This is a genomic window from Janthinobacterium sp. JC611 (assembly GCF_018682595.1).
Lineage (GTDB): Bacteria > Pseudomonadota > Gammaproteobacteria > Burkholderiales > Burkholderiaceae_D > Janthinobacterium.
Map to the genome: position 1 here is coordinate 116,086 of NZ_JAFLJN010000002.1, position 24,214 is coordinate 140,299.

24 protein-coding genes and 1 tRNA gene are annotated in these 24,214 nt (G+C 64.0%); 6 read left to right on the top strand and 19 right to left on the bottom strand.

Annotation, left to right across the window (positions count from 1 at the left end; translation table 11 throughout):
* Positions 1-1,128 carry an MBOAT family O-acyltransferase gene (locus J0O65_RS02555; protein WP_215403829.1) on the top strand — a complete coding sequence of 376 codons (1,128 nt, stop codon included), beginning with the start codon at positions 1-3 and terminating at the stop codon, positions 1,126-1,128.
* Between the two features lie 177 nt (positions 1,129-1,305).
* Here the strand turns inward: J0O65_RS02555 and proB are convergent, their stop codons facing one another.
* From proB to rplU, 5 genes are all read right to left on the bottom strand, one after another.
* On the bottom strand, positions 1,306-2,424 hold the full coding sequence (proB, locus tag J0O65_RS02560; RefSeq protein ID WP_215403831.1) for a glutamate 5-kinase: 1,119 nt from the start codon (positions 2,422-2,424) through the stop codon (positions 1,306-1,308).
* Positions 2,425-2,451: 27 nt separating this feature from the next.
* Positions 2,452-2,862 carry a hypothetical protein gene (locus J0O65_RS02565; protein WP_215403833.1) on the bottom strand — a complete coding sequence of 137 codons (411 nt, stop codon included), beginning with the start codon at positions 2,860-2,862 and terminating at the stop codon, positions 2,452-2,454.
* A 12-nt stretch (positions 2,863-2,874) separates the two neighbouring features.
* Entirely contained in the window at positions 2,875-3,984 is a 1,110-nt protein-coding gene (gene obgE / locus J0O65_RS02570; RefSeq protein ID WP_215403835.1) for a GTPase ObgE, read from the bottom strand.
* A gap of 113 nt (positions 3,985-4,097) precedes the next feature.
* Positions 4,098-4,370 carry a 50S ribosomal protein L27 gene (gene rpmA / locus J0O65_RS02575; protein WP_070219281.1) on the bottom strand — a complete coding sequence of 91 codons (273 nt, stop codon included), beginning with the start codon at positions 4,368-4,370 and terminating at the stop codon, positions 4,098-4,100.
* Between the two features lie 53 nt (positions 4,371-4,423).
* Positions 4,424-4,735 (bottom strand): 50S ribosomal protein L21, encoded by a 312-nt coding sequence (gene rplU, locus J0O65_RS02580; protein ID WP_034754730.1) that lies wholly within the window; start codon positions 4,733-4,735, stop codon positions 4,424-4,426.
* A 304-nt stretch (positions 4,736-5,039) separates the two neighbouring features.
* Here rplU and ispB point away from each other — a divergent pair, with 304 nt between their 5' ends.
* The gene (gene ispB / locus J0O65_RS02585; RefSeq protein ID WP_215403837.1) at positions 5,040-6,029 is read left to right on the top strand and encodes an octaprenyl diphosphate synthase; all 990 of its coding nucleotides are present in this window, start codon (positions 5,040-5,042) and stop codon (positions 6,027-6,029) included.
* Positions 6,030-6,077: 48 nt separating this feature from the next.
* Here ispB and arsH read toward each other — a convergent pair whose 3' ends face one another.
* Genes arsH through J0O65_RS02600 form a run of 3 tightly spaced genes read right to left on the bottom strand, consistent with a single transcriptional unit; the run spans position 6,078 to position 7,604 of the window.
* The gene (gene arsH, locus J0O65_RS02590; RefSeq protein ID WP_215403839.1) at positions 6,078-6,812 is read right to left on the bottom strand and encodes an arsenical resistance protein ArsH; all 735 of its coding nucleotides are present in this window, start codon (positions 6,810-6,812) and stop codon (positions 6,078-6,080) included.
* A 1-nt stretch (position 6,813) separates the two neighbouring features.
* Complete coding sequence (gene arsC / locus J0O65_RS02595; RefSeq protein WP_215403841.1) at positions 6,814-7,236, bottom strand: arsenate reductase (glutaredoxin); 423 nt, start codon at positions 7,234-7,236, stop codon at positions 6,814-6,816.
* The gene (locus J0O65_RS02600; protein WP_193316836.1) at positions 7,233-7,604 is read right to left on the bottom strand and encodes an ArsR/SmtB family transcription factor; all 372 of its coding nucleotides are present in this window, start codon (positions 7,602-7,604) and stop codon (positions 7,233-7,235) included. Before J0O65_RS02600 ends, arsC begins: the two co-directional genes overlap by 4 nt.
* A gap of 132 nt (positions 7,605-7,736) precedes the next feature.
* On the opposite strand from J0O65_RS02600, the gene J0O65_RS02605 reads away from it, so the two are divergent.
* The 3 genes from J0O65_RS02605 (at position 7,737) to J0O65_RS02615 (ending at position 11,448) form a co-directional block, all read left to right on the top strand.
* Positions 7,737-9,821, top strand: a complete 2,085-nt coding sequence (locus J0O65_RS02605) for an AsmA family protein (RefSeq protein WP_215403843.1) — start codon at positions 7,737-7,739, stop codon at positions 9,819-9,821.
* Between the two features lie 54 nt (positions 9,822-9,875).
* A tRNA-Pro gene (locus J0O65_RS02610) sits at positions 9,876-9,952 on the top strand.
* A gap of 101 nt (positions 9,953-10,053) precedes the next feature.
* Positions 10,054-11,448 carry a GntP family permease gene (locus J0O65_RS02615; protein ID WP_215403846.1) on the top strand — a complete coding sequence of 465 codons (1,395 nt, stop codon included), beginning with the start codon at positions 10,054-10,056 and terminating at the stop codon, positions 11,446-11,448.
* 12 nt (positions 11,449-11,460) lie between these two features.
* Here the strand turns inward: J0O65_RS02615 and J0O65_RS02620 are convergent, their stop codons facing one another.
* From J0O65_RS02620 to J0O65_RS02635, 4 genes are all read right to left on the bottom strand, one after another.
* Entirely contained in the window at positions 11,461-12,849 is a 1,389-nt protein-coding gene (locus J0O65_RS02620; protein ID WP_215403847.1) for a sodium:solute symporter family protein, read from the bottom strand.
* Between the two features lie 117 nt (positions 12,850-12,966).
* Complete coding sequence (gene pcaD, locus J0O65_RS02625) at positions 12,967-13,782, bottom strand: 3-oxoadipate enol-lactonase (protein WP_215403849.1); 816 nt, start codon at positions 13,780-13,782, stop codon at positions 12,967-12,969.
* 33 nt (positions 13,783-13,815) lie between these two features.
* The gene (catC, locus tag J0O65_RS02630; protein ID WP_215403851.1) at positions 13,816-14,106 is read right to left on the bottom strand and encodes a muconolactone Delta-isomerase; all 291 of its coding nucleotides are present in this window, start codon (positions 14,104-14,106) and stop codon (positions 13,816-13,818) included.
* Between the two features lie 9 nt (positions 14,107-14,115).
* Complete coding sequence (locus tag J0O65_RS02635) at positions 14,116-15,225, bottom strand: muconate/chloromuconate family cycloisomerase (RefSeq protein WP_215403853.1); 1,110 nt, start codon at positions 15,223-15,225, stop codon at positions 14,116-14,118.
* A gap of 102 nt (positions 15,226-15,327) precedes the next feature.
* Here J0O65_RS02635 and J0O65_RS02640 point away from each other — a divergent pair, with 102 nt between their 5' ends.
* Complete coding sequence (locus tag J0O65_RS02640) at positions 15,328-16,248, top strand: LysR family transcriptional regulator (RefSeq protein WP_215403855.1); 921 nt, start codon at positions 15,328-15,330, stop codon at positions 16,246-16,248.
* Here the strand turns inward: J0O65_RS02640 and J0O65_RS02645 are convergent, their stop codons facing one another.
* The 7 genes from J0O65_RS02645 to J0O65_RS02675 all read right to left on the bottom strand — a co-directional run bounded on the left by J0O65_RS02645 (position 16,249) and on the right by J0O65_RS02675 (position 24,201).
* On the bottom strand, positions 16,249-16,632 hold the full coding sequence (locus J0O65_RS02645) for a hypothetical protein (RefSeq protein WP_215403857.1): 384 nt from the start codon (positions 16,630-16,632) through the stop codon (positions 16,249-16,251).
* 56 nt (positions 16,633-16,688) lie between these two features.
* A complete protein-coding gene (locus J0O65_RS02650) occupies positions 16,689-18,029 on the bottom strand; it encodes a PepSY-associated TM helix domain-containing protein (protein ID WP_215403859.1) in 1,341 nt (446 codons plus the stop codon).
* An 8-nt stretch (positions 18,030-18,037) separates the two neighbouring features.
* Positions 18,038-20,155 carry a TonB-dependent receptor family protein gene (locus J0O65_RS02655; RefSeq protein ID WP_251373310.1) on the bottom strand — a complete coding sequence of 706 codons (2,118 nt, stop codon included), beginning with the start codon at positions 20,153-20,155 and terminating at the stop codon, positions 18,038-18,040.
* A 78-nt stretch (positions 20,156-20,233) separates the two neighbouring features.
* A complete protein-coding gene (locus J0O65_RS02660) occupies positions 20,234-20,635 on the bottom strand; it encodes a DUF2946 domain-containing protein (protein ID WP_251373313.1) in 402 nt (133 codons plus the stop codon).
* A gap of 47 nt (positions 20,636-20,682) precedes the next feature.
* Positions 20,683-21,279: a PqiC family protein gene (locus tag J0O65_RS02665; RefSeq protein ID WP_215403861.1), complete on the bottom strand. Its 597-nt coding sequence runs from the start codon at positions 21,277-21,279 to the stop codon at positions 20,683-20,685.
* A complete protein-coding gene (locus J0O65_RS02670) occupies positions 21,276-22,916 on the bottom strand; it encodes a PqiB family protein (RefSeq protein WP_215403863.1) in 1,641 nt (546 codons plus the stop codon). The genes J0O65_RS02665 and J0O65_RS02670 overlap by 4 nt, the downstream gene beginning before the upstream one ends.
* The gene (locus J0O65_RS02675; protein ID WP_502793532.1) at positions 22,909-24,201 is read right to left on the bottom strand and encodes a paraquat-inducible protein A; all 1,293 of its coding nucleotides are present in this window, start codon (positions 24,199-24,201) and stop codon (positions 22,909-22,911) included. Before J0O65_RS02675 ends, J0O65_RS02670 begins: the two co-directional genes overlap by 8 nt.
* Between the last annotated feature and the right edge of the window lie 13 nt (positions 24,202-24,214).

Sequence of the window (24,214 nt, forward strand, 5' to 3'; positions counted from 1 at the left end):
ATGGTGTGGATGACAACCTTCGGCATACTGAGCATGCTGGTGCTGATCCCGCTCTACTGGCGCTTGCCGCCTGCATGGCGGCCCTGGCTGCTGACGCTGGGCGGCGCCATTTTGCTAGGGCATGACGGTTGGAGCAGCATGGCAGCCTGGAGCGCCTTGCTGGCCTGGCTGGCCTTCATCTGCGGCCCGCAATGGCGCCGCCCGGCGCTGATGCAGGCGCTGGGCCTGGCCGGCGTGCTGCTCGCCTTTCTCGCTTACCAGTACGCCAAAGCCAGCCATGGCCTGGCCGCCTGGCTGGGCTACGCTTTCGTATCGCTGAAAGCCTGGCATCTGATCGCCGAACATGGCGGCGGCATCGCGCGCGATGGCCGCGCCGGCACGACCCTGGGCTATTTGCTGTTCCCGCCTACCCTGGCCGTCGGTCCAGTCCAGCGCTACGACGCCTTCCGCCTGGAATTGCTGCGCGCGCGCTGGGACGGGCAACTTGCCTCGCAAGCGCTGCGGCGCATGTTGTACGGCTATTGCAAGGTGGTCTTGCTAGCTGGATATATCCTCAACTTCAAGCTCAATGGCCTTCAACTGACGACGGGGCATGCCTGGCTCGAGGCCTACCTGCCTCTGCTGAGGTATGGCTTGAACCTGTATTGGCAATTTTCGGGCTATTGCGATATCGCCATCGGCTTCGCGGCGCTGCTGGGCATGCGCGTGCCGGAAAACTTCCATTTTCCGTTCGCCGCGCGCAACTTGCCCGATTTCTGGCGCCGCTGGCACATCACGGTATCGGAATGGTGCCGCGATTTCGTCTTCCGGCCCATCCTGACGCGCACGCGGCACTATCTGTTTGCCAGCCTGGGCAGCATGATCGTGCTGGGCTTATGGCATGAGTTGTCGCCGCGCTACCTGGCCTGGGGCCTGTTCCACGGCGCCGGCCTGGCCATCGTCCACCTGTGGGGAAAGTATATGCCATGGGCCGAGCTGTTGCGCCGCTACGCCCTGTGGCGTGCCTTCAGCTGGTTTCTGACCCTGCAATTTGTCATACTGAGCTTCGCGCTGACGTCGACGCCGGATCTGAAAACGGCCTGGTCTTGCCTGACGGTGCTGTTCGCGCCACTGTTACCTGGGAGTTAAGGTGTACCAATTTCTCTTGCGCTACCTGCCCGCACCGCTCGTGCACGGCCTCTTCACGCTATGGTATGGGGGACTGTTGCTGTTGTTGTGGCTGAAATGGCCACTGGCGCTGGGGACGGGATTTCGTTATGGGCAACTGTAGACGGGAACCGATGCAGGCATCGGCCCCGTTACCGCTTACAGCAAGACCATATTATCGCGATGAATCAGTTCATGGCCTTCCATGTAGCCGAGGATGGACTCGATCTCGGTGGAAGGCTTGCGCATGATGCGGCGCGCTTCGCCGCTCGTGTAGTTCGACAGGCCGCGCGCCACGGCCACGCCGGCCGCATCGACGCAGGTGATGACGGCGCCGCGGCCGAACTCGCCGTTTACGCCCGTCACGCCGATCGGCAGCAGGGATTTGCCTTCCTGGCGCAGCTTTTGCACGGCGCCCGCATCGAGCACGACGGCGCCGGCCGTGTGCAGATGATCGGCCATCCACTGCTTGCGTGCCGTCAATTGCCCCGTTTGCGCCAGCAACTGCGTGCCGATCGCTTCGCCCTGGGCCAGGCGGCTGAGCACGTCGCTGTCGCGGCCCCAGGCGATGATCGTATGGGCGCCGGACTTGGCGGCCCGCTTGGCGGCGAGGATTTTCGTCAGCATGCCGCCACGTCCCAGGCTGCTGCCGGCCCCGCCCGCCATCGCCTCCAGGGCCGGATCGCCGGCGATGCCTTGCGTGATCAGATAGGCGTTCGGGTCCTTGCGCGGGTCGGCCGAGAACAGGCCGTGCTGGTCCGTCAGGATGACCAGCGCATCGGCCTCGATCAGGTTGGCGACCAGCGCGCCCAGGGTGTCGTTGTCGCCGAACTTGATTTCATCGGTGACGACGGTGTCGTTTTCATTGATGATCGGCACCACGCCCAGGCGCAGCAGGGTCGTCAGGGTGGAGCGGGCATTCAGGTAGCGTTCGCGGTCGGCCAGGTCGGCGTGCGTGAGCAGCACTTGCGCCGTGCCGAGGCTGTGGGCGCGGAAGCTGCTTTCATAGATTTGCGCCAGGCCCATCTGGCCGACGGCGGCGCAGGCCTGCAATTCGTGGATATCGGTGGGGCGCTGCTCGAAACCGAGGCGCAGCATGCCTTCGGCGATGGCGCCGGAACTGACCAGCACCACTTCCTTGCCGAGGGCGCGCAAGCCGGAAATCTGCGCGGCCCAGCGCGCGATGGCGGCATGGTCGAGTCCGCGGCCATCGTTGGTGACCAGCGAAGAGCCGACTTTGATGATGATACGGTTAGCTTTTTGAATCACGGAATCCATGGGGCGGCGCTCTTCACTTGATAGACGTCAGCGCGCAGGACGCAGCAACAGCAAGGCCAGCCCCGCCGTCAGCTCCATTGCGCACATGAACAACACAAAACCCTGGGGCAAGCCGAAGCTGATGGCCGCGAACAAACGGCCGGCGGGCTGCGCCAGGACGAACATTGCTGTGATATCGCCGAGGACAGGCGCTTCGCCCTGCCGTGCCGCGAACAGCGCCAGGAGCGCGGTAGCACCCCAGACACCGACATGCGTGGCGTAGAACTGGCTGTAGCCATTGACGCCATTGAGGAAGATGCCCATGCCGGCCGCCATTGCATCGGCGAACAGCAGGCAGGCGACCGCGCTCAGCCCGTAAGCATACGCGATCAGATGCAATACACGGCGCTGCCACGCTTGCTTGCGCGCGGGCGTGACAGCGATCGTCAGTACTGGCATCAGGGTAAAGCCTTAGTCAAGAATCTTGAAACGCGGGTCATCCGGGTCGATCGACGAGATACCGCGTGCTTCTTCGGTCATCTGCGTTTCCTCGGCACGGCTTTCGCTGTGTTTCTTCTCTTCCAGATGTTGATAAATCGCATTCACCAGTTCCGGGCAACCCTGATGGTTCAGTGCGGAAATCTCGAAGACGGGCCCCTTCCAGGCGAAGCGCTTGAGGAAATCCTTGACGATCTTCTTGCGCTCTTCTTCCGGCACCATGTCGAGCTTGTTCAACACCAGCCAGCGCGGCTTGTCGACCAGCGACTCGTCGTACTTCTTCAATTCCTTCACCAGCGCCTTGGCTTCCTTCACAGGATCGACGTTGGTTTCAAACGGCGCCAGGTCGACGATGTGCAACAGCAGACCCGTGCGCTGCAAGTGGCGCAGGAATTGATGGCCCAGGCCCGCGCCTTCGGAAGCGCCTTCGATCAAGCCGGGAATATCGGCGATCACAAAACTCTTCTCGTGCGACACGCGCACCACGCCCAAGTTCGGGTGCAGGGTGGTAAATGGGTAATCGGCAACTTTCGGGCGCGCATTCGAGACGGCCGAAATGAAGGTGGACTTGCCCGCGTTCGGCATGCCCAGCAGGCCCACGTCGGCCAGGACTTTCAGTTCCAGGCGCAGTTCGCGACGTTCGCCTTCCTTGCCCTCGCCTTTTTGGCGTGGTGCGCGGTTGGTCGAGGATTTGAAGTGGATATTACCCCAGCCGCCCTCTCCGCCCTTGGCCAGCAGTTCGATCTGGCCGTGTTCGGTCAAATCGGCCAGGATTTCGCCGCTCGCGTTGTCGATGATCAAGGTGCCGACCGGCATGCGCAGGTGGATGTCATCGGCGCCCTTGCCATAGCAATCTGCGCCACGGCCAGGCTCGCCATTGCGAGCCTTGTGCATTTTGGAGAAACGGAAATCGACGAGCGTGTTGACATTACGGTCGGCGACAGCCCAGATGGACCCGCCCTTGCCGCCATCGCCGCCATCGGGACCGCCGAAAGGCCGGAATTTTTCACGGCAGAAAGATGCGCAGCCGTTGCCGCCATCGCCCGCGATGACTTCGATTTTTGCTTCGTCGATAAACTTCATAATTTTGCCGCCATAAAACTAAAAAGGCTCTACCTTGGGCAGAGCCTTTCGATTGAAGGCTTGCGCCTTACATCATGCGATCATTGCGGAGCGAACTGGCGCTCCGCGCTGAATTACGCTGGTACTGCTTCGTTTGGTACAACGGTCACGAATTGCTTCGAGCCGGCACCTTTGACAACGAACTTCACTTTGCCCGCGATCAGCGCGAACAGCGTGTGGTCCTTGCCCATGCCTACGCCTTCGCCGGCGCGCACTGGGGTGCCGCGTTGACGAATGATGATGCCGCCAGCGTTGATAGCTTGGCCGCCGTAGACTTTAACGCCCAGACGTTTTGATTCTGAATCACGGCCGTTTCGCGTTGTGCCGCCGCCTTTTTTATGTGCCATTTAAGACTCCTTGATAGCTGATTATGTAGACAAACTGCGTCAAACAGCGGCGATTAGCCGTTGATCGAAACGATTTGGATTTCGGTAAAATTCTGGCGATGGCCTTGATGCTTTTGGTAGTGCTTACGACGACGCATCTTGAAAATTTTGACCTTATCATGGCGACCATGCGCCACAACCGTAACCAGTACCGTTGCACCTTCGACCAATGGAGCACCAAACTTGATGCTGTCGCCCGCGCCTACTGCGAGAACTTGATCGATGGTGATTTCGGAACCAATGTCTGCCGGTATCTGTTCTACTTTAAGTTTTTCGCCAGCGACAACTTTGTATTGTTTGCCACCGGTTTTTATGACCGCGTACATGATTTGAAACCTCATCAAATGTTGAAAGAATTTGTCCCACTGCCATGAAAAGCAAGCCGTGCACAACAGGGGGAACCAGCGATTATACACGGACTGAGAAATTGCGTCAAAAACTATTCACAAAGCCTGACGATCGTGGTATGTCGACAACCTGACCATCATGTCAGGCTTGCGCCAGGCGGACAGGGGAACGCGCGCCAGTGCCAAGCAGATCAATCAATTGCTCTACAGTCATAGGCAAACATCACGCACGCGCAAGCCTTGTCGTATAATCGCGGCACCCACAATCTAATGCAGGTTCGCCTTGTCTGACGCTAACAAACACGTTAACCAAAACACCATCGTGCAAACGATTGCCGCCGATATGGACGCAGTCAATACGGTGATCCGCCAGAAGTTGCACTCCGATGTGATTCTGATCAACCAGATCGCCGAATACATCATCAGCGCGGGCGGCAAACGTATCCGTCCCGTGCTGATCTTGCTGGTGGCCAATGCCCACGCCTATCGCGGCACGGCGCACCATGAACTGGCCGCCGTGGTCGAATTCATCCATACCGCCACCCTGCTGCACGACGACGTCGTCGATGAATCGTCGATGCGCCGCGGACGCCAGACAGCCAACGCCCTGTTCGGCAATGCCGCTTCGGTGCTGGTGGGCGACTTCCTGCACTCGCGCTCGTTCCAGCTGATGGTGTCGCTCAATAATATGCGCGTCATGCAAATCCTGTCCGACGCCACCAACGTGATCGCCGAAGGCGAAGTGCTGCAGCTGCTGAACATGCACGATCCGGACGTGACGCAGGAAAGCTACCTGAACGTCATCCGCTCGAAGACGGCCAAGCTGTTCGAAGCGTCGGCGCAACTGGGCGCCCTGATCGCCGGCGCCAGCGAAGACGATATCGAAGCGGCCGCCGAATACGGCCGCTCGCTGGGTACGGCCTTCCAGCTGATCGACGACGTGCTCGACTATGCAGGCGACGCCGCCGAAATCGGCAAGAACGTGGGCGACGACTTGCGCGAAGGCAAACCGACGATGCCGCTGATCTGGCTGATGGAAAACGGTACGCCGGAACAACGCGAACTGGTGCGCAGCTGCATCGAGCAAGGCGACGAACAGCATTTCGATGCCGTCCTGACGGCCATCACCAGCAGCGGCGCCCTCGACTACACGCGCCAGCAGGCGGAAATCGCCGGCCAGCGCGCCGCCGACGCCATCGCCGGCTGGCCGGACAGCGTCTACAAGCAGTCGATGCTGCAACTGTGCTCGTTTGCCGTGGCTCGCAATCACTGATCGTGTTTTAATATAAGCAATCAGAAACGGCGCCAGTGGCGCCGTTTTTCATGCTCCGCTGCCGCGCTCATGCTCCATCGCCGCGCCCGCCAATGCCTGCACGATGGCCGGCGCCGCTTCCAGCCGCTCGCTGTAGCGGCTGCCCAGGTAATCGCGGCGGTCGCGCACCAGCAAGGTGAATTTATACAGTTCCTCCATCACGTCGACCAGGCGCTCGTAGTACGGCGACGGCTTCATGCGGCCGTCATCGTCGAATTCCTGGTACGCCTTGGCCACCGACGACTGGTTCGGGATCGTCACCATGCGCATCCAGCGTCCCAGCACGCGCAAGCCGTTGACGGCATTGAACGATTGCGAGCCGCCCGACACTTGCATCACAGCCAGGGTACGGCCCTGTGTCGGCCGCACGCTGCCCGTTTCCAGCGGCAACCAGTCGATCTGCGACTTAAAGACGCCCGTGACGGCGCCATGGCGTTCGGGGCTGCACCACACCTGCCCTTCCGACCAGAGCGACAGCGCGCGCAATTCCTGCACTTTCGGATGGTCGGGCGACACGCTGTCGACCATCGGCAAGCCGTGCGGATCGAACACGCGCGTCTCGGCGCCGAAGTGGCGCAGGATGCGCTCCGCTTCCAGCGTCAGCAGCTTGCTGTACGAGCGTTCGCGCAAGGAACCGTACAGCAGCAACATGCGCGGCGCGTGGGTGGACACGTTAACCGGTGCCAATTTATCCAGGCTGGGCAAGTCCAGGTGCGCGGCGCTGATGTTCGGTAAATCCTCCATCTCAGACCACCGGCTTGCCGTCGGCGTCCACCACGGCCTGGCCATCTTCCTTGGCGAACGCGCCTTGCTGCGGCAGCGGCAGGATCTCCAGTACTTTTTCCGACGGCCGGCACAGGCGCACGCCCAGTTCCGTCACGACGATGGGGCGGTTGATCAAAATAGGATGGGCTTGCATGGCGTCCAGCAGGGCCGCGTCGCTCAGTTCAGGATTGGCCAGGCCCAGTTCGTCGTACAGGGCGCCCTTGTCGCGCATGACGCCGCGCACGGACAGGCCGGCACGCTTGATCAGATCGACCAGTTCCTCGCGCGAAGGGGGATGCTTGACGTAATCGATGATGACGGGCTCGACGCCCGTATTGCGGATCAGCGCCAGGGTATTGCGCGAGGTGCCGCACGCCGTGTTGTGATAGATCGTGATCGTCATGTCGTCGTTTCCTTCAATAAATGTGGTTCGCTGACGCAGCAAGGCGCGCCAGCGCAGCAGTTCTCGGTCAAAAAGGCCAGCAAGCCGTTCATTCCCGCATAGTTGGCGGCGTAGATGATGGAGCGTCCCGTCTTGCTCGCCGTCACCAGATTGGCATGCGCCAGTTCTTTCAGGTGAAACGACAGTGACGAGGGCGCAATCGCCAGCGCCTCGGCGATCTTCGTCGCGGCCATGCCTTGCGGCCCCGCTTGCACCAGCAGGCGGAACACGGCCAGCCGCGATTCCTGTGCCAGCGCAGCCAGAGCCGCGATGGCGGCGGCATTCGTCAGCGGCGGCGCGCCGCTGGCTATTGTCTTTTCATTTTCCATACTTCAATAATAGTCGAATTATTGAACCATTTCAAGCGACACGCCTTGGCTACATATTTTACGTAACCCAGCGCACCGACCGTCGTGGCCTATCGGTCTACCTTGACGAAAAATTACCGCGACTGGCATCCCATGACACGCCCGACACCCCTGAAAATCCTCGGCTGGAGCCTGGCCGCCCTGCTGGCCCTGATCCTCCTCCTCGTCATTCTCGTGCTGACCTTCGACTGGAACCGCGCCCGCCCCTACATCAACGAGAAGGTATCGGCAAGCACGGGCCGTACCTTCGTCATCGGCGGCGACCTGCACGTCAAATGGCAGCAAGGGTTGCAGACGGAACCGGGCTGGCGACGCTACGTGCCGCGGCCCGTCATCAGCGCGCAGGATGTACGCATGAGCAATCCGGACTGGGTCACGATCGGCCCGCAGCTGGCCAGCGCCAAACGCATCGACGTGGCCCTGCATCCGCTCCCCTTGCTGCAGCACAAGGTGGTGCTGACGGACCTGGCGCTGGAGGCGCCGCAGATCGCCCTGCAGCGCCGCGCCGACGGCAGCAACAGCTGGACCCTGAAAGACAACGGCCCGTCGGCATGGGACGTGGAAATCCAGCGCATGGCCTTCGGCGACGGCGCCATCCGCTACCTCGACGAGGGCATCGCGCTGGACGTGCGCGCCAAGGTCAGCTCGACGGCGCCGGACGCGACGCCGGGCGGCGCGCCCGTGGAAAAATACGGCATCGCATTCACCCTGGGCGGCAGCTACCGCCAGGCGCCCGTGACGGGCGGCGGCAAGGCGGGCGCCGTGCTGTCCCTGACCGACAAGCACACCGTGTATCCGGTGCAGGCGCATGCCGTGCTGGGCAAGAACAAGGCCAGCATTGATGGCACCTTGACGGATCCGCGCTCCTTGTCGGGCATCGATTTGCAGCTAAGCCTGGCTGGCGCCAGCATGGCCGACCTGTATCCGCTGACGGGCGTGCTGCTGCCGGAAACCCCGGACTACGCCACCAGGGGCCGTTTGCTGGGCAAGAAGGACGGCGCCAGCTGGAACTGGACATACCAGGACTTCAAGGGCACGGTGGGCCAGAGCGACCTGGCCGGCACCTTGCAGTATTTGCCGCGCCAGCCGCGTCCCCTGCTGCGCGGCGAAGTGACGTCGCAGCAATTGCGCCTGGAAGACCTGGGGCCCAGCATCGGCGCCGACAGCAATGCGCAGAAACAGGCGCGCGGCAAGGCGCCCGTGCAACCCGACGGCAAAGCCTTGCCGGTGGAACAGTTCAATACGAGCAAATGGAATGCGCTCGACGCCGACGTGAAATTCACGGGCAAGAAACTGGTGCGCACGCACGATATCCCGCTCAAGGACATCCTCGCCAACATCCGCATGCAGGACAAGGTGCTGAGTCTGACGCCACTCAATTTCGGCATGGCCGGCGGCGACATCACTTCGAACATCACGCTCGATGGCCGCCAAAAGACCATCGCCGCGCAAGCCAAGGTGGCGGCGCGCCGCCTCAAGATACGCGAACTGTTTCCCAAGCTGCAATCGATGCAAGCGAGCTTCGGCGAAGTGTATGGCGATGCGGCGCTCACGGGCCACGGCAATTCCATCTCGGCCATACTGGCCAGCGCAAATGGCGAACTGGCGGCCACCGTCAGCGAGGGCTCCGTCAGCCAGTTCATGCTGGAACTGGCCGGGCTGAACCTGGCCAATGCCGTCTTCGTGAAAATCTTTGGCGACAAGCAAGTCCACCTGAACTGCCTGGCCAGCGATTTCGCCGTCAAGAATGGCCAGGCCGACGTGCGCCGCTTCGTGCTCGACACGGACACGGCCGTGGTGAATATCACGGGCAACGTCAACCTGGCGAACGAAACCCTGGACCTCGACGTGCGCCCCCGTACCAAGGGGCCACGCATCATCACCCTGCGTACGCCGCTGTACGCGAAAGGCACGTTCAAGCACCCGGACGTGGGCCCGCAAAAAGGCCCGCTGGCCCTGAAAGCGGGCGCCGCCGCGGCACTGGCGACCATCGTCACGCCGCTGGCCGCCCTGCTGCCGCTGATCAACGTCGACAAAGCCCCCGACACGGACTGCGCCGCCGTCATGGCGCAAGCGAACGCCACGCGCAAGGCGCCGACTTCGCCGGCAACGCATGCACCGGCAAAAAAGGTCAGCGAAGCGGACATCCAGAAAGCCCAGCAAGAGAAGAAGCAATAGACCTTGATGCAGCCGCTTGAAACCCACGCCGCCATCTGCTGTAATGAAGGAATGCGGGGTGTGGCTCAGCCTGGTAGAGCGCTGCGTTCGGGACGCAGAGGCCGGAGGTTCGAATCCTCTCACCCCGACCAACATTCCCGCCCCTTGACCCACGCGTTGGCGTGTTGCCGGGAAGTATGATATTAATTGCATCATTAATATCCTGCTCACTTCTCGCGCAAGGGCCTGACCGATGTCTTTCCTGATAGTTCTGGCCGCTCTGGCCTTCCTGATGCTGGCCGCCTACCGCGGCTACAGCGTGATCCTGTTTGCGCCCGTCGCCGCGCTGGGCGCCGTGCTGCTGACCGATCCATCGGCCGTGCCGGCCGTCTTCAGCGGCATCTTCATGGAAAAGATGGTGGGCTTTATCAAGCTGTATTTCCCCGTCTTTTTGCTCGGCGCCGTGTTCGGTAAACTCATCGAGCTGTCCGGTTTTTCCCAGTCCATCGTCGTGGCGGCCATCCGCTATATCGGCAGTGCGCGCGCCAATGCCGTGATCGTCGCCGTGTGCGCGGCCCTGACTTACGGCGGCGTGTCGCTGTTCGTGGTGGTGTTTGCCGTGTATCCGTTCGCGGCCGAGCTGTACCGCCAGAGCAATATCCCCAAGCGGCTGATGCCGGGCGCCATCGCCCTGGGCGCCTTTTCCTTCACCATGGATACCCTGCCCGGCACGCCGCAGATCCAGAACATCATTCCCACCACCTTTTTCAACACGACCGGCTGGGCCGCACCGTGGCTGGGCAGCATCGGCGCCGTGCTGACGGTGATCATGGGACTGGCCTTCCTCGAATGGCGCCGGCGTTCCGTCATGGCGACGGGCGAAGGTTACGGAGTGGAAGCGGAACAGGCCAAGACCGGTGGCGGCGACTTGCCCCATCCGCTGCTGTCGCTGGCGCCTCTGGTACTCGTCGGCGTGGCCAACTTTGCGCTGACCAAGCTGATTCCCCACTGGTATGGCGCCAGCTACGTGCTCACCGCCGAGGCCCTGCCGGGCTTGCATGCGCCCGTGTCGACGTCGATCGCCGCCGTGACCGGCATCTGGGCCGTGGAAGGCGCCTTATTGCTGGGTATCTTGCTCGTGTGCGTGACGGCCTTCGGGCGTATCCGCGCCGCCTTTGCCGAAGGCACCAGGGCGGCCGTCGGCGGCGCGCTGCTGGCGGCCATGAACACGGCCTCCGAATATGGCTTCGGCGGCGTCATCGCGGCCCTGCCCGGGTTCCTTGCCGTCAGCAATACCTTGCGCAGCGTGCCCGATCCCCTCGTCAACGCGGCCGTTTCCGTGACGACGCTGGCCGGCATCACGGGATCGGCCTCGGGCGGCATGAGCATCGCGCTGGCCGCCATGTCGGACAGCTTCATCCAGGCGGCGCAGCAGGCGCACATTCCGCTCGAAGTCATGCACCGCGTGGTGGCCATGGCCAGCGGCGGCATGGATACCTTGCCGCACAATGGCGCCGTGATCACCCTGCTGGCCGTCACGGGCCTCACGCACCGCCAGTCCTACCGCGACATTTTCGGCATCACCGTCATCAAGACGGTGGCCGTGTTCCTCGTCATTGCCCTGTATTACCTGACGGGTCTGGTATGACGGCTGGGCAAGCTACAGCCGCGACGACGATGCCGGCTTGGCCACCGCTTGCGCCGGCTTGAACACATGGCTGATGCCCATGCTCAGCAGCGGACCGGCCAGCGCCAGGTAGGAACTGTCCACGCCGTACGGATTGCCGGCCAGGAACCAGCCAATGGTGGCGATCACGGAGACGATCACGCCGACGAAGGCGCCGCGCGGCGTGCCGAACTTCGGCGCATAGAAGGCCATCAGCACCAGCACGGCCAGGGTGGCGCGCAGGGCCTTGCCGAGGAAGGCGATCATCAGCAGTTTTTCCGCATACAGCGCCAGCACCAGCGGCAGCAGGCCGGCAACGACGATGGCGATGCGCAGGAACATCAGCGATTTCGCGTCGTTCTTCGCCTTGTTGTACCAGGGATCATAAAAATCCTTCATCGCCAGGGTGGCCGATGCCAGTGTGGTGGCGGAAATGCCGCCGAACAGGGCGCCGGCCAGGCCGACGATCATGATGCTGGCGGAAAACGCCGGCATGTGCGCGATCAATGTCGGAAAGGCGTCGATCGACTTCATGCCTGGATACAGCACAGCGCTGCACATGCCGATCAGGGCCGCCATCAGGCCGAACGGAATCATCAGCGACGACACGTAATAGCAGGCGCGCTTGGCCACGGCCGGGTTGTCCGTGCTGACGAGGGCCTGGATCACGTATTGCGTGGCGAAGATGGAACCGATGCCGCCAATCATCCAGGCGATGATCTGGCCCCAGCCGATCTCGACCCAGTTGAACATCTTGGCCGGCAGCTGCGCCTGCAGCGCGCCGATGCCGCCGCTCGCTTCCAGCGCATACGCCAGCGCCAGGATCACGCCCAGGTACTTGACGATGGAGTGGGCGAAATTGGTGTACACCACCGAGCGCATGCCGCCCAGGCTGACATAGATCACGGTGATGGCGCCCACCAGCAAAATGGCCACTGTCTTGTTGATGTGCAACACGGCCGCCAGCACGGCGCCGCCGCTCGCGTACAGGGCCACGGCAACGATGCTCAGCGCGACGATGGTGAGGATGGACGCCGCATAACGCACGGGTTCGCCGTACGTTTGCGCAAGGATGCCGGAAATCGTCGACTGCCCGCTTTCCTTGTATTTTTTGACCAGCACGATGGCCAGCAACAAGAAGCCCAGCGACAGCGCCACCAGGTTCCAGGCGGCGGAAATGCCCAGTTCATAGCCCTTCTGGGCCGTGCCGATGCTCACCGAACTGCCGATGAATTCCGACAGCAGCAATGCGCCGATCAGGAAGGCCGGATAATTGCGCCCGCCCGCCGTCATGCCCTCGGCGCTGTTGGCATGCTTGCGCACGCTATACGTAATGTACGACATGAGGGCGAAATAGCCCACCGTGACCGCGGCGATAATCATCAATCTGTTTTCCATCTGTCTACTCCAAGTCTGCTTTTCTTCTTATTATTTTTTAAAAAGCTTCCCCTGCCGCATGCCGGTCTTGCCGGTGGCGGTGCTCAGGGGCAAAGCGAAATCTTACCCTGCCGGCGACGATACAAAGGCGCGCAACTCGGCCGTGAATGCCTGCGCCGCCTCGACGTTCGACAAATGCGACGCGGGCACCTCGGCCAGCTGCGCGCCTGCCAACCGCTGCTGCAACCAGCGCGCATCGTCCACCGTGGTGACGGGATCGTGCCCGCCGGCGATGAGCAGGGTGGGCACCGCGATCGTGGCCACCTGCGCGCGCAAGTCCGCCTGCGCCAGCGCCGCGCAGCAAGCCGCATAGCCTTCGGCATCCTGCCGGCGCAAGGTGGCGATCATGCGCGCCACCGTGGCCGCTTCCCGCGCGATGAAGGCGGGCGTGAACCAGCGCGCGGCGGCGCCGTCGGCCACGCCATCCATGCCGTCGCGGCGCACCTGCTGCGCACGCGCCAACCAGGCGTCGGCCGCGCCGATGCGCGCCGCCGTGTTGGCCAGCACGAGGTGCGTCAGGCGCCGCGGCTGGTGGATGCCCAGCCACTGGCCCGTCAGGCCGCCCATCGAGATGCCGCAGAACGCGGCGCGGGCGATATCGAGGTGGTCGAGCAGCGCCAGCACGTCCAGGCCCAGCCGCTCGATGCCGAACGGCGCACCGCCGCAGACGGACTGGCCGTGGCCGCGCGTGTCGTAGCGCACGACATAAAAGTCGCTGGCCAGGTCCGCCACCTGGCGATCCCACATGGACAGGTCCGTACCCAGGGAATTCGACAGGACCAGGCAGGGCTTGCCGCGCTCGCCATCGGTGCGGTAATGCAGCAGCGTATCGTCCCTGTTCCAGGTGGTCACGACTATCCCCGTATCCGTGTGTTTCATGGCGTGTCTCCTTGGCTCTTGCCGCATCGTGGGTCAGGCATCGCCGTCGCGCACCGACGAAGGATGGCGGCACAGCGGCATCACGTCGATCTGCATGTAAGGGAACAGCGGCAAGGAAGTGAGCAAGTTGTGCAACTCGTCCACGCTGTCCACGTCGAAGACGCTGATGTTGGCGTACTGGCCGGCGATGCGCCACAGGTGGCGCCATTTGCCCTCGTGCTGCAGGCGCTGCGCCAGTTCCCTCTCCGTCTGCTTGAGCTGCGCCGCCTGTTCGGCGGGCATGTCCAATGGCAGGTTCACGTTCATGCGTACATGGAATAACATGGTCTCTCCTTATTGACGCTGCATGGCGCGTAGTTTGTCCATATCGATCTCCACGCCCAGGCCCGGGCCCGTCGGCACTTGCAGCATGAAGTCGCGGTACACGAGCGGCTCGCGCAAGACTTCCTGCGTCAGCAGCAGTGGCCCGAACAGCTCCGTGCCCCAGGCCAGTTCCGCAAACGTGGAACACACGTGGGCCGTGGCGGCCGTGCCGACGCCGCCTTCGAGCATGGTGCCGCCGTACAGGCCCACGCCGGCCAGGCGCGCCACGGTGGCCACTTCCAGCGCCGGCAGCAAGCCGCCCGACTGGGTGATTTTCACCGCATACACGTCGGCCGCATCGGCCTGCGCCAGCGCCAGCGCGTCGGCGGGACCATGCAAGGCTTCGTCGGCCATGATGGCCACGTCGAAGCGCTGCTTCAGGCGCGCCAGCGCGGCGCGGTTGCCCGCCTTGACGGGCTGCTCGATCAGGTCGATGCCGCCCGCTTCCAGCGCGGCGATGCCGCGCACGGCGTCCGTCTCGCTCCATGCCTGGTTGACGTCGACGCGCACGCTGGCCCGTTCGCCCAGCGCCCGCTTGATCTCCAGCACGTGGGCCACGTCGTCCATCACGTCGCGCAAGCCGATCTTCAGCTTGAAGATGCGGTGGCGGCGCAAGTCCAGCATTTTTTCCCCTTCGGCGATATCGCGCGCGGTGTCGCCGCTGGCCAGCACCCAGGCCACGGACAGCGCGTCGCGCACGCGCCCGCCCAGCAATTCCGACAGCGGCACGTTCAGTCGGCGCGCCTGCGCGTCCAGCAGCGCCGTCTCGATCGCGCACTTGGCGAAGCGGTTGCCCTGGATGGCCTTGCGCACCCTGGCCATGGCCTTGGCCACTGCGCTCGCTTCCATGCCGACCAGCAGCGGCGCGATATAGGTATCGATATTCGTCTTGATGCTTTCCGGGCTTTCGCCGCCGTAGCCCAAGCCGCCGATGGTGGTCGCTTCGCCCCAGCCGATGATGCCGTCGGCGCAACGCAGCCGCACCAGCACCAGGGTTTGCGTGTTCATGGTGGCGACGGACATCCGGTGCGGACGGATGGTTGGCACATCGACCAGGTAGGTCTCGATATTTTGAATCATATTTATTCCGTATAATCCTGTGGAGTGGAGACACGATATTCCCCGAACGTTCCCACGTCCAACACCGAGTTGGTATCAAACCTATACCTGGAAGGTATGAAGATGGAATTACGGCACTTGCGCTACTTCGTCGCGGTCGCAGAGGAAAGGAACTTCACGCGGGCGGCCGCGCGCCTGCACATCGCGCAGCCGCCGCTGAGCCGGCAGATGCAGCAACTGGAAGAAACCCTGGGCGTGGCGCTGATCGAAAAGGGCTCGCGGCCGCTGCGGCTGACGGAAGCGGGCGAGTTTTTCCTGGCCCATGCGCGCCCGCTGCTCGACCAGGTGCGCGACCTGCAGGCGATGACGCAGCGCGTGGGCAAGCTGGAACGCACCCTGTCGATCGGCTTCGTCGCCTCGACCCTGTATGGGGAATTGCCCGACATCGTGCACCGTTTTTGCGAGCGCCATCCCGAGGTCGACGTGACCTTGCATGAAATGACGACGGTGCAGCAGCTCAAGGCCCTGAAGGAAGGCCGCATCGACGTGGGTTTCGGGCGCCTGAAAAGCGAAGACCCCAGCATCCGCCGCATCCTGCTGCGCGAGGAGCGCCTGGTGGTGGCCCTGCCGCCCGGCCACCGGCTGGCCAAGGGGGAAGGCGGATTGCGCCTGACGGACCTGGTGCACGAAACCCTGCTCGTGTATCCGAAAGCGCCCCGCCCCAGCTTTGCCGACCAGGTGCTGGGCATGTTCAGCGAAGGCAATGTCACGCCCGGCCCCGTCACGGAAGTGCGCGAACTGCAGATTTCCATGGGACTGGTGGCGGCTGGCCAGGGCATTTCCATCGTGCCGGAAAGCGTGCAAGCCATGCATCACCGGAACGTCGTGTACCGCAAGCTGGACGACAAGCATGCGTTCTCGCCCATCTTATTCAGCATGCGGCATATGGACCGCTCGCCGGAGCTGGACAACCTCCTCGCCGCCGTGTACTCGATCTACGATGAACACGGCATCGCGCACGTCAAGGAAAGCCTGTCGCAGTGATTACGCGGCGTCGGCCAGCAATTCGGGGCGCAGCGCGCGGATGCGCAGCTCCGTGAAATAACCGCCCGCCTCGTTGTAGCGCAGGTAGTGGCGGCCGCAGTCCAGGCAGCGGGCCACCTGGCTCAGGTTGGCGGGATAGTAGCGCGGCGCGATGGGCGCGTCGGCGCTGTCGTAGCGCGTGCCGCGCGGGTGATACTCGTCAAACGTCGGTTCCTCGTACGGGTCTTCGCGCAGGGTGCCGACCTCCTCGAATCGGTCCAGTTCCAGCGAGGTGGGCAGGCGCTGCCAGGCGTCCAGCGGGACGGCGCAGCAGCTGCATGGTTTGGTCACCAGCGCCGACGCGGCGGCCAGTGCGGACAGGGCGGGAAAGTCGATGAATTTCATGTTCAGCCAAGACAAAGGGGCGGCCTTTGGCAACGAGCCTGGCCGCGCCCCTTATTCTAGCGCAGCCACATGCGGCCGACACGCGGCCCGCATTTTGCCAGGCCCAGCTCCAGCAGCATCAGCATGCACGCGGAAATGAGCAGCAGCGGCATCAGCGCGCACATGAGCGCCGCCACCAGCCAGGCCAGCGCGGAGGGCGAGGTCCAGGCGCCGGGCAGCAGCTTGGGTAAACCCAGCGAGCCTGGCAAGCGGCGCTTGAAAAACATCACCCAGCCCGACACGAGCGAGAACAGCACGCTGGCGCCGAACAGCAGCAGCAAGGCCTGGTTCCACCAGCCGAATTCGCCGCGGTGGAACGGAATGCCGATGGCCGTGGCCTTGCCGAACGCCGTCTGCGCCTGCCACCCCGCATAGTACAAAGACTGGCCGCTGTAGGCGTCGAATTGCAGGTCGAAGCGCAAGGTGGGCTGGCTGCGGTCGGCCATGGTGGCGCGCCACACGTCGTCCTGGCTGGCCGGCGCCGTCAGCTGCACGGCGATGGCGGGCGCGTGGCTGCGCGCCACCTGCCAGGCGCCCTGCCAGTCGAGCGGAGTACCTTCCTCGCGCGAATGCAGGCCGCGCGGCACGGGCGGCGGCGCCTGGCCGCTGACGTCGCGCAGCGCGCGGATGCGCGCGCCCGATTGCTGGCTCCACGTCAGCCCCGTCGTCAGAATCACGACACTGACGACGCCGAGCGCCACGCCGAGAAACGCGTGCCACTGGCGCCAGCCATTGCGGCCCCGCGCGCCCCGCTTCGGCAAGCCCGATTGGGCGCCGCGCGGCCACCACAGCACCACGCCCGTCACCAGCATTACCATCAGCCAGCTCGCGGCCAGCTCGATCATCCAGCGCCAGCCATCGTTTTGCAGCAGGCGCGAATGCAGCTTCTTCGCCCAGTTGCCGAAGCGCTCGCCGCTCGCCAGCGTACCGAGTACGCGCACGTCATACGGATTCACATACACGATGATGGCTTGCGCGGGCAGGCCGAACTTCGGTTTGGCCGGCGCGGCATGTCCGCCATGGCCCGCATGTTCATCCCGCGCGCCGCCGGGCGGCGCGAACGCCACCTGCACCGCGTCGTCCTGCTGGAACGGCGGCACCACGTGCTGCACTGCCCAGCCGCGCGGCGCCGCCCGTTCCGCCGCCGCCACGGCGGCGTCCAGCGGCAGCATCGAGCCTTGCGGCGCCACGTGATCGAGATGCTGGTACAGCCTTGCCTCGATCTGCGGCGTGAACACGTACAAAATACCCGTCAGGGTGGCCACCAGGGCAAACGGCGAGGCGATCAGCGCGGCCCAGAAGTGGATGCGCCAGTACAGGCTTTTGCGGCGCGCGATAAGAAAGGTGTGATCGTCCATGACCATCCTCACAGTGCGTTGAAGGTATAGCCCAGGCCCAGCATCACGCTGCGCGGCGCGCCGGGCGTGTACTGATTCTGGTTGTTCGGTGCATAGCTGCCCGCGCCCGCATAGCTGCTGCTGGCCAAATCGGCATAGCGCTTATCCATCACATTGCGCACCTGCGCCCACGCTTCCAGGCCGCGTGCGAGCTGGTAGCTGGCGCGCAGGTTCAGCAAGGCGTGGCCCTGGTACTCCACCGTGTTGGCATTGTTCATCCAGTAGCGGCCCTGGTGCACGGCTTCGAGCGCGATACGCGCGCCCGCCACGGGCTTGTAGCCGATCTCGATCGAGGTGATGTCGCGCGGCGCCTGCGGCATGGCGCGGCCGCTGTAATCGAGAGTACTGGAGAGCTGGTAGCGCAGGTAGCGGTGGCGCGCGATGGCCGTGGCGAAGCGCGCGTCGAACGGGCCGCTGTCGTAGTTCAGGCCCAGCTCCAGGCCTTCGCTGCGCGTGCGTCCCGCATTGCGGTTTTCGCTGTTGCCCGGCGAGAGCGTGTAGCTGACGATAGTGTCGCGCCCGTCGAGCCGGTACAGGGCCGTGTCGAGTTTCAGGCGGCCCTGCAAGAAGGCCCAGCGCAAGCCCAGCTCATAGTTGTTGTAGACGGACGGCTGCAGGTCGGCGATGCCCGTCTTGCCATACAGCTGGCTGACCTCGGGCGGCGTGAAGCCCTGGCTGACGTTGGCATACGCGCTGCCCGCATGGCCAATGGCATAGGTGGCGCCCAGCTTCGGGCTGACATGCGAAAAGCTGCGCGACTCGTCGGGCGCGCCATAATTGACGCTGCCGCCCGGTGCCAGCCTGTTATGGTAGTCGTAGCGGATGGCGTCGGAACGGCCGCCCAGCACCACGCGCGTGCCGGCCAGCGGAGAAAATTCCCATTGCGCGAAGACGGCCGTGTTGAGGATATCCGTCTGGTAGTCGCGCACGCCCTGCGGATTGGACGCATTGGCCAGCGTGTAGCGCAGGTAGCGGCCCGTGGCGGCATCGCGCACGATGGACAGGTTATCACTGACAAAGGGATTGTCGCTCTTGTCCACGTAGACGCCGGCGATCAGGCGCGAGCGCAGCCACGCGAATTCCTGCTGGTGCTTCACATCCAGGCCCAGCGAATCGACGTGATTGTTGTTGATGACGCCCTTGCACAGCATGCCCAAGCAGCTGCCGATCGAATACGCGGGAATCTGCCCATGGTCGTTCTTGCGCGTAAACACGGTGACGGTGCTGGCGCCATGGGCCGTCGTCGCGCCCTCCCACGCCAGGTTCATGCGCGTGGTCTTGTCCTTGCGGTAGGTAAACGTGTTCAGGCTCTTGCCGGGATTGCTGCGGTAATCGTTCTCGAACAGGCTGCCCGTCATGGCCGCATCGAGATCCGTGTGGACGATGGTGGCGCGCAGCTGCGACGTGGGGCTGAGCGCATAGTCGGCGCGCAGCGAGAACGAATCCTTGTCGCCATAGCTGTACTCTTGCCAGTTGTCGCGCGAACGGCGCGAACTGTAGTGGGAAAAGCGCAGTCCCAGCGGGCCCCAGGTATCGCTGGCGGACGTGTCGTAGCGGGTGAAGCCGGCCACGCTGTCGCGTCGCACGCCCACCCTGGCCGTCGGCGTGGCGCTGGCGCCGGCCGTGAGGAAATTGACGGCGCCGCCGACCGCATTGCTGCCGTACAGCGAGGAGGCGGCGCCCTTCACCACTTCCACGCCGCTGGCGCCCGCCATGTTCATCTCGTTGAGCGAGTTGTGGTTGAAGACGCCCAGCGGGCGGATGGGAATGCCGTCCTCCAGGTACTGGTAGACGGCATTCGTGCCGATGGGCTGGCGGATGCTCATGCTGTGCTGCTCGTTGCCCAGGTCATTCCAGTACACGCCGGCGATGCGGTTGAGGATATCGCCCATGGTCTTGGGCTTGTCGCATTCCAGCGTCTTCGCGTTGACGACGCCGATGGCCTGCGGCGTCTCGGACAACCACGCTTGCGCGCGCGAGCCGGAGACGACGACGGTGTCGATGGCGTGGTCGGTGTGGTCAAGTTGCTGCGCCTGCGCGCACGGATAAGCCAGGGCGACGGCCAGCACCAATGATGTCTTGTTCATGTGATTCTCGTATAAGTGTGCGGATGCGGCGCGTCACACCGCGAGGTGGACAGCGCCAACATTGAAAAACAAAAGAACTTAGACGAGGCTTGGCGGCGCGCGCGACTGCGCGGCGGACCAGATGAACAGCGGTGCGGGAGACCGGTAGTACAGGGCCGGGAAAATGGCCGTGCCGCTGGCCACAAGCAGCGGCAGCACGGGGCTGGCGGGCGGCAGGCCGACGGAACCCGCATGCGTGGAACAGAAGGCGCAGTGCTCCATCTGCATGGCCTTGCCGCCAGACTTGCCATCGGCGGCGCCATCATCATCGACCTGAACGAAGCGGATGCCGGCCACCGAGCAGATTTCCGCCCAGCCGGAGCCCGACTCCTGCTTGGCGTTGGCGACGGCCCGGGAAATCGATGGCGCGAGCGCCGCCAGCAGGATCGCGAAACAGGCGATCCAGGCGGCAAAGCGGCGCGTGAACAAGGTCATTCCCATGGCCGCATTTTACCAGCGGCCGCCGGGACTGGGTAGCGCAAAGCGGCTCAGGCAGCCGGGCAGGCGGCGTTGCCGTTGTCAAAAGCACGCACCACGCTCGCCGTACCGGTGGCGATGCGGTTCACGGCGCGGCGGTGCCCCAGCACCAGCTCATCGTAGCCGGCGCCCACCTTTTCACTGGCTATCGTGCGGCAAGTGACCACCTTGTTGCTGGCCAGCTGGCGCACGCTCCACACGGCGTCGATCAGCGCGTACTGGCCCATCACCGACTCGAAGCGCTGCACATTGGTGCTGATGCGGTATACGGGCAGGTTGTCCGGATGCGGCGTGCGGAACACGTCGATGGCGCCCAGGTCGTTCGTCACGGCCGTCGACAGGGCCTGGCCGATCTCGCCGGCCAGCGGTCCCGCCCAGCGCTGCTGCTCCAGCAATTCGATGCGGCCCGATGGCGCCGTCACGACAAACTGGTTGCGGCTCACCTGCTGCGGCACGCTGACGGCCAGCACCTCCACATAGTATTTCACCGGCTTGGCCGGCTGCGCGTCGGCGCCGCCGCTGAGCGTATAGAAATGCTCGGGCTGGGGCGTGGAGCAGGCGCCCAGCAGGCTGGCCATCATCAAAAGCGCAAGAATTGGCTGCTTCATTTTTTCTCATCTCCTTTTTTACCGCGGATCAGGGACTCGGGGTGGCGTTCCAGGTAATCCGACAGGGCATTGAGCGATTGCAGGGTTTGCGTCAGCTGCTGCAAGGCCTGGCGCACGTCCGACTGCAGCGGCGAATCCTTTTGCAGCACCTGCTCGGCCGTGCCGAAGGTCTGTTTCGCCGCCGTCAGGGTATCGCGCATTTCCGGCACCACCTGGCCATCGAGCTGCTTGAACAGGGTATTGGCCTGCTTGATGGTGGCGTTCAGGTTGTTGCCGATCTCCGCGTACGGCACCTGATCGAGCTTGCGGGCGATGCTGGCGATCTGCGTCTGCAGTTCATCGAGGGTATTCGGCACGGTCGGCACTTCCAGCGGATACCTGTTCGGATCGAGCGCCACCTTCGGCGCTTTCGGGAAGAAGTCCAGCGCGATGTACAGCTGGCTGGTGAGCAGGTTGCCCGTGCGTAGCTGGGCGCGCAGGCCGCGGCTGACCATGCGTTCGAGCAGCTGATGACCGGCCGAGCCTTCCTCATCGTCGACGGCGGCCTTGAAGCGCATGCCCAGGCGGGCCGGGTACAGGTTGACGGTGACGGGCATGCGGAAGTTCTTCTTCACGGGATCGAATTCGATGCCTACCGAACGCACCTCGCCCAATACGATGCCGCGGAAATCCACCGTGGCGCCAGGCTGCAAGCCGCGCAGGGACTGGTCGAAATAGAACACGGTCGTAATCGCTTCGCCATCGGGCTCGCGCATGGCGCTGGCCTCGTCGGCCGCCAGGCGGAAATTGGTATTGGCCGGCGCCGGCTCTTCGGGCTTGCGGCCATTTTCCGCCTCGAAGGCGATGCCGCCCACCAGCATGGCCGCCAGCGATTGCGTATTCAATTTGAAGCCGTTCGAATCGAGGCGCACGTCAACGCCGCTGGCATGCCACCAGCGCGCATTCTTGCCGACGAACTGGTCGTACGGCGCATTCACGAAGACCGACATGGTGATGCCGTTGCCATCCTTGTCCAGCGCGAAGCTGACCACCTTGCCCACCCGCAGGCGGTGGAAGAACAGGGGCGAACCCACGTCGACGGAACCGAGGCTGTCCGCATGCAAGGTGTACAGCTTGCCCTTCTGGTCGCCGGCCACGGCGGGCGGACTCTCCATGCCGACGAAATTGTCCTTCTTCTGCTCCGACTTGCCCGTGTCGACGCCGATGTAGGCGCCCGACAGCAAGGTGCCCAGCCCCGTCACGCCGCTGGCGCCGATCTGCGGGCGCACCACCCAGAAACGCGAATCGGCGGTGGCGAAGCGGCGCGCTTCCTTGCTCATGTCGATCGTCACCAGCACCTTGCTCAAGTCGTCGCCCAGGGTGATGGCGCGCACCTGGCCGATGTCGACATCCTTGTACTTGACCTTGGTCTTGCCCGGCTCCAGGCCTTCGGCGCTCTTGAAGCTGACCGTCACCGTGGGTCCCTGGTCGAGGATGGACTTGGCCGCCAGGCCGGCGCCGATCAGCGCGGCCAGCAGCGGAATGAGCCACACCAGCGATGGCAGCCAGCGGCTGCCCTGTTCCACATCGGGTTCCGGCAACGGGGGGACGCCCTGGCCACCCGTTTCGGCAAGACCGCCCGCTTCTTTGTCAGACATGCTGTTCTCCAATCACTGTATTGTTTCCGGTATTTGCCACCACCACGGGTTCTTCCTCGCCAGGCGCCTGCCCGTCGACGGGGTCCCAGATCAGGCGCGGGTCGAACTGCATCGCCGCCAGCATGGTCAGCACCACCACGGCGCCAAAGGCCAGCGCGCCGGGACCGGCCGTGATCACGGCCAGCGACTTGAAGCGCACCAGCGCCACCGTCAGGGTGACGACAAAGATGTCGAGCATGGACCAGCGGCCGATGAATTCGACCATGCGGTACAAGATGGTGCGCTGGCGCGGCCGCCAGCGCGAACGCCGCTGGGCGGTGAACGCCAGCAGCGCCAGCACGCCCAGCTTGAGCATGGGGACGACCACGCTGGCGATGAAAATGATGATGGCCAGGCCCTTCGAGCCGCTGCTCCAGAACAGCACCACGCCGCTCATGATGGTGTCGTCCTGCGCGCCGAACAGCGATTGCGTCACCATCACGGGCAGCAGGTTGGCGGGAATGTAGAGGATCATGGCGGCGATCAGCAAGGCCCAGGTGCGGTTGATGCTGTCCGGCTTGCGCACGTGCAGGCCCGTGCCGCAGCGCACGCACGCCAGGTGCCTGCCCTTGCCCAGCGGCGGCGCCACCAGGCCGCAGGCGTGGCAAGGCAGCACCTTCTCGCCCGGCGCGAAAGCCTTGTAGCGGATGCCGGGCAGCGCTTGCCGGGTCAGGTCGTCGCCCAGGTTCCACAGGGCCTTCGGGTCGAACGAGACGACGATGGCCAGCATCAGGGTCAGCGCGCCAAACGCGAACAAGCCCGGTTGCGGCAGCACCGTGGCCAGGCTGGTCATCTTGACGACGGTGATCAGGATGCCGATCATCAGCACCTCCGTCATGCCCCATTCGCGCGCCGTCTGCACGGCGCGCAGCACGCGGTTGAAGCCCGGCACCTTCACGCCGCCGCGCAGGCCCAGCGCCACATACAGCAGCGAACCGAGTTCGATGGCGGGAAAGAGGATGGTAAACAGGAACACCATCGTCGCCACGATATGCATCTGCTCGGACCACAGCACGCGGATGGAACCGAGCAAGGTGGCGCTGGACGTCAGGCCATTGACGTCGAGTTCGACGATGGGGAAAAACTGGGCGATCAGGAAAACGAAGGCGGCGCCCAGGGTCAGCGCCACCACCTTGGTCAATTCGGCCGATGCGCCGCGCGCATGCGCGCCACGATACAGCACCGAGCGGCAACGGATGCAGCGCGCCTTTTCGCGGGGACGCAGCGGACGTTTGCGGTACAGCACGCCGCAGTCATGA

Bases quoted from the DNA above. Each gene is read 5' to 3' on its own strand.
- J0O65_RS02555 (WP_215403829.1), top strand. From the start codon at position 1: ATGGTGTGGATGACAACCTTCGGCATACTGAGCATGCTGGTGCTGATC.
- proB (WP_215403831.1), bottom strand. From the start codon at position 2,424: ATGGATTCCGTGATTCAAAAAGCTAACCGTATCATCATCAAAGTCGGC.
- J0O65_RS02565 (WP_215403833.1), bottom strand. From the start codon at position 2,862: ATGCCAGTACTGACGATCGCTGTCACGCCCGCGCGCAAGCAAGCGTGG.
- obgE (WP_215403835.1), bottom strand. From the start codon at position 3,984: ATGAAGTTTATCGACGAAGCAAAAATCGAAGTCATCGCGGGCGATGGC.
- rpmA (WP_070219281.1), bottom strand. From the start codon at position 4,370: ATGGCACATAAAAAAGGCGGCGGCACAACGCGAAACGGCCGTGATTCA.
- rplU (WP_034754730.1), bottom strand. From the start codon at position 4,735: ATGTACGCGGTCATAAAAACCGGTGGCAAACAATACAAAGTTGTCGCT.
- arsH (WP_215403839.1), bottom strand. From the start codon at position 6,812: ATGGAGGATTTACCGAACATCAGCGCCGCGCACCTGGACTTGCCCAGC.
- arsC (WP_215403841.1), bottom strand. From the start codon at position 7,236: ATGACGATCACGATCTATCACAACACGGCGTGCGGCACCTCGCGCAAT.
- J0O65_RS02600 (WP_193316836.1), bottom strand. From the start codon at position 7,604: ATGGAAAATGAAAAGACAATAGCCAGCGGCGCGCCGCCGCTGACGAAT.
- J0O65_RS02605 (WP_215403843.1), top strand. From the start codon at position 7,737: ATGACACGCCCGACACCCCTGAAAATCCTCGGCTGGAGCCTGGCCGCC.
- J0O65_RS02615 (WP_215403846.1), top strand. From the start codon at position 10,054: ATGTCTTTCCTGATAGTTCTGGCCGCTCTGGCCTTCCTGATGCTGGCC.
- J0O65_RS02620 (WP_215403847.1), bottom strand. From the start codon at position 12,849: ATGATTATCGCCGCGGTCACGGTGGGCTATTTCGCCCTCATGTCGTAC.
- pcaD (WP_215403849.1), bottom strand. From the start codon at position 13,782: ATGAAACACACGGATACGGGGATAGTCGTGACCACCTGGAACAGGGAC.
- catC (WP_215403851.1), bottom strand. From the start codon at position 14,106: ATGTTATTCCATGTACGCATGAACGTGAACCTGCCATTGGACATGCCC.
- J0O65_RS02635 (WP_215403853.1), bottom strand. From the start codon at position 15,225: ATGATTCAAAATATCGAGACCTACCTGGTCGATGTGCCAACCATCCGT.
- J0O65_RS02640 (WP_215403855.1), top strand. From the start codon at position 15,328: ATGGAATTACGGCACTTGCGCTACTTCGTCGCGGTCGCAGAGGAAAGG.
- J0O65_RS02645 (WP_215403857.1), bottom strand. From the start codon at position 16,632: ATGAAATTCATCGACTTTCCCGCCCTGTCCGCACTGGCCGCCGCGTCG.
- J0O65_RS02650 (WP_215403859.1), bottom strand. From the start codon at position 18,029: ATGGACGATCACACCTTTCTTATCGCGCGCCGCAAAAGCCTGTACTGG.
- J0O65_RS02655 (WP_251373310.1), bottom strand. From the start codon at position 20,155: ATGAACAAGACATCATTGGTGCTGGCCGTCGCCCTGGCTTATCCGTGC.
- J0O65_RS02660 (WP_251373313.1), bottom strand. From the start codon at position 20,635: ATGGGAATGACCTTGTTCACGCGCCGCTTTGCCGCCTGGATCGCCTGT.
- J0O65_RS02665 (WP_215403861.1), bottom strand. From the start codon at position 21,279: ATGAAGCAGCCAATTCTTGCGCTTTTGATGATGGCCAGCCTGCTGGGC.
- J0O65_RS02670 (WP_215403863.1), bottom strand. From the start codon at position 22,916: ATGTCTGACAAAGAAGCGGGCGGTCTTGCCGAAACGGGTGGCCAGGGC.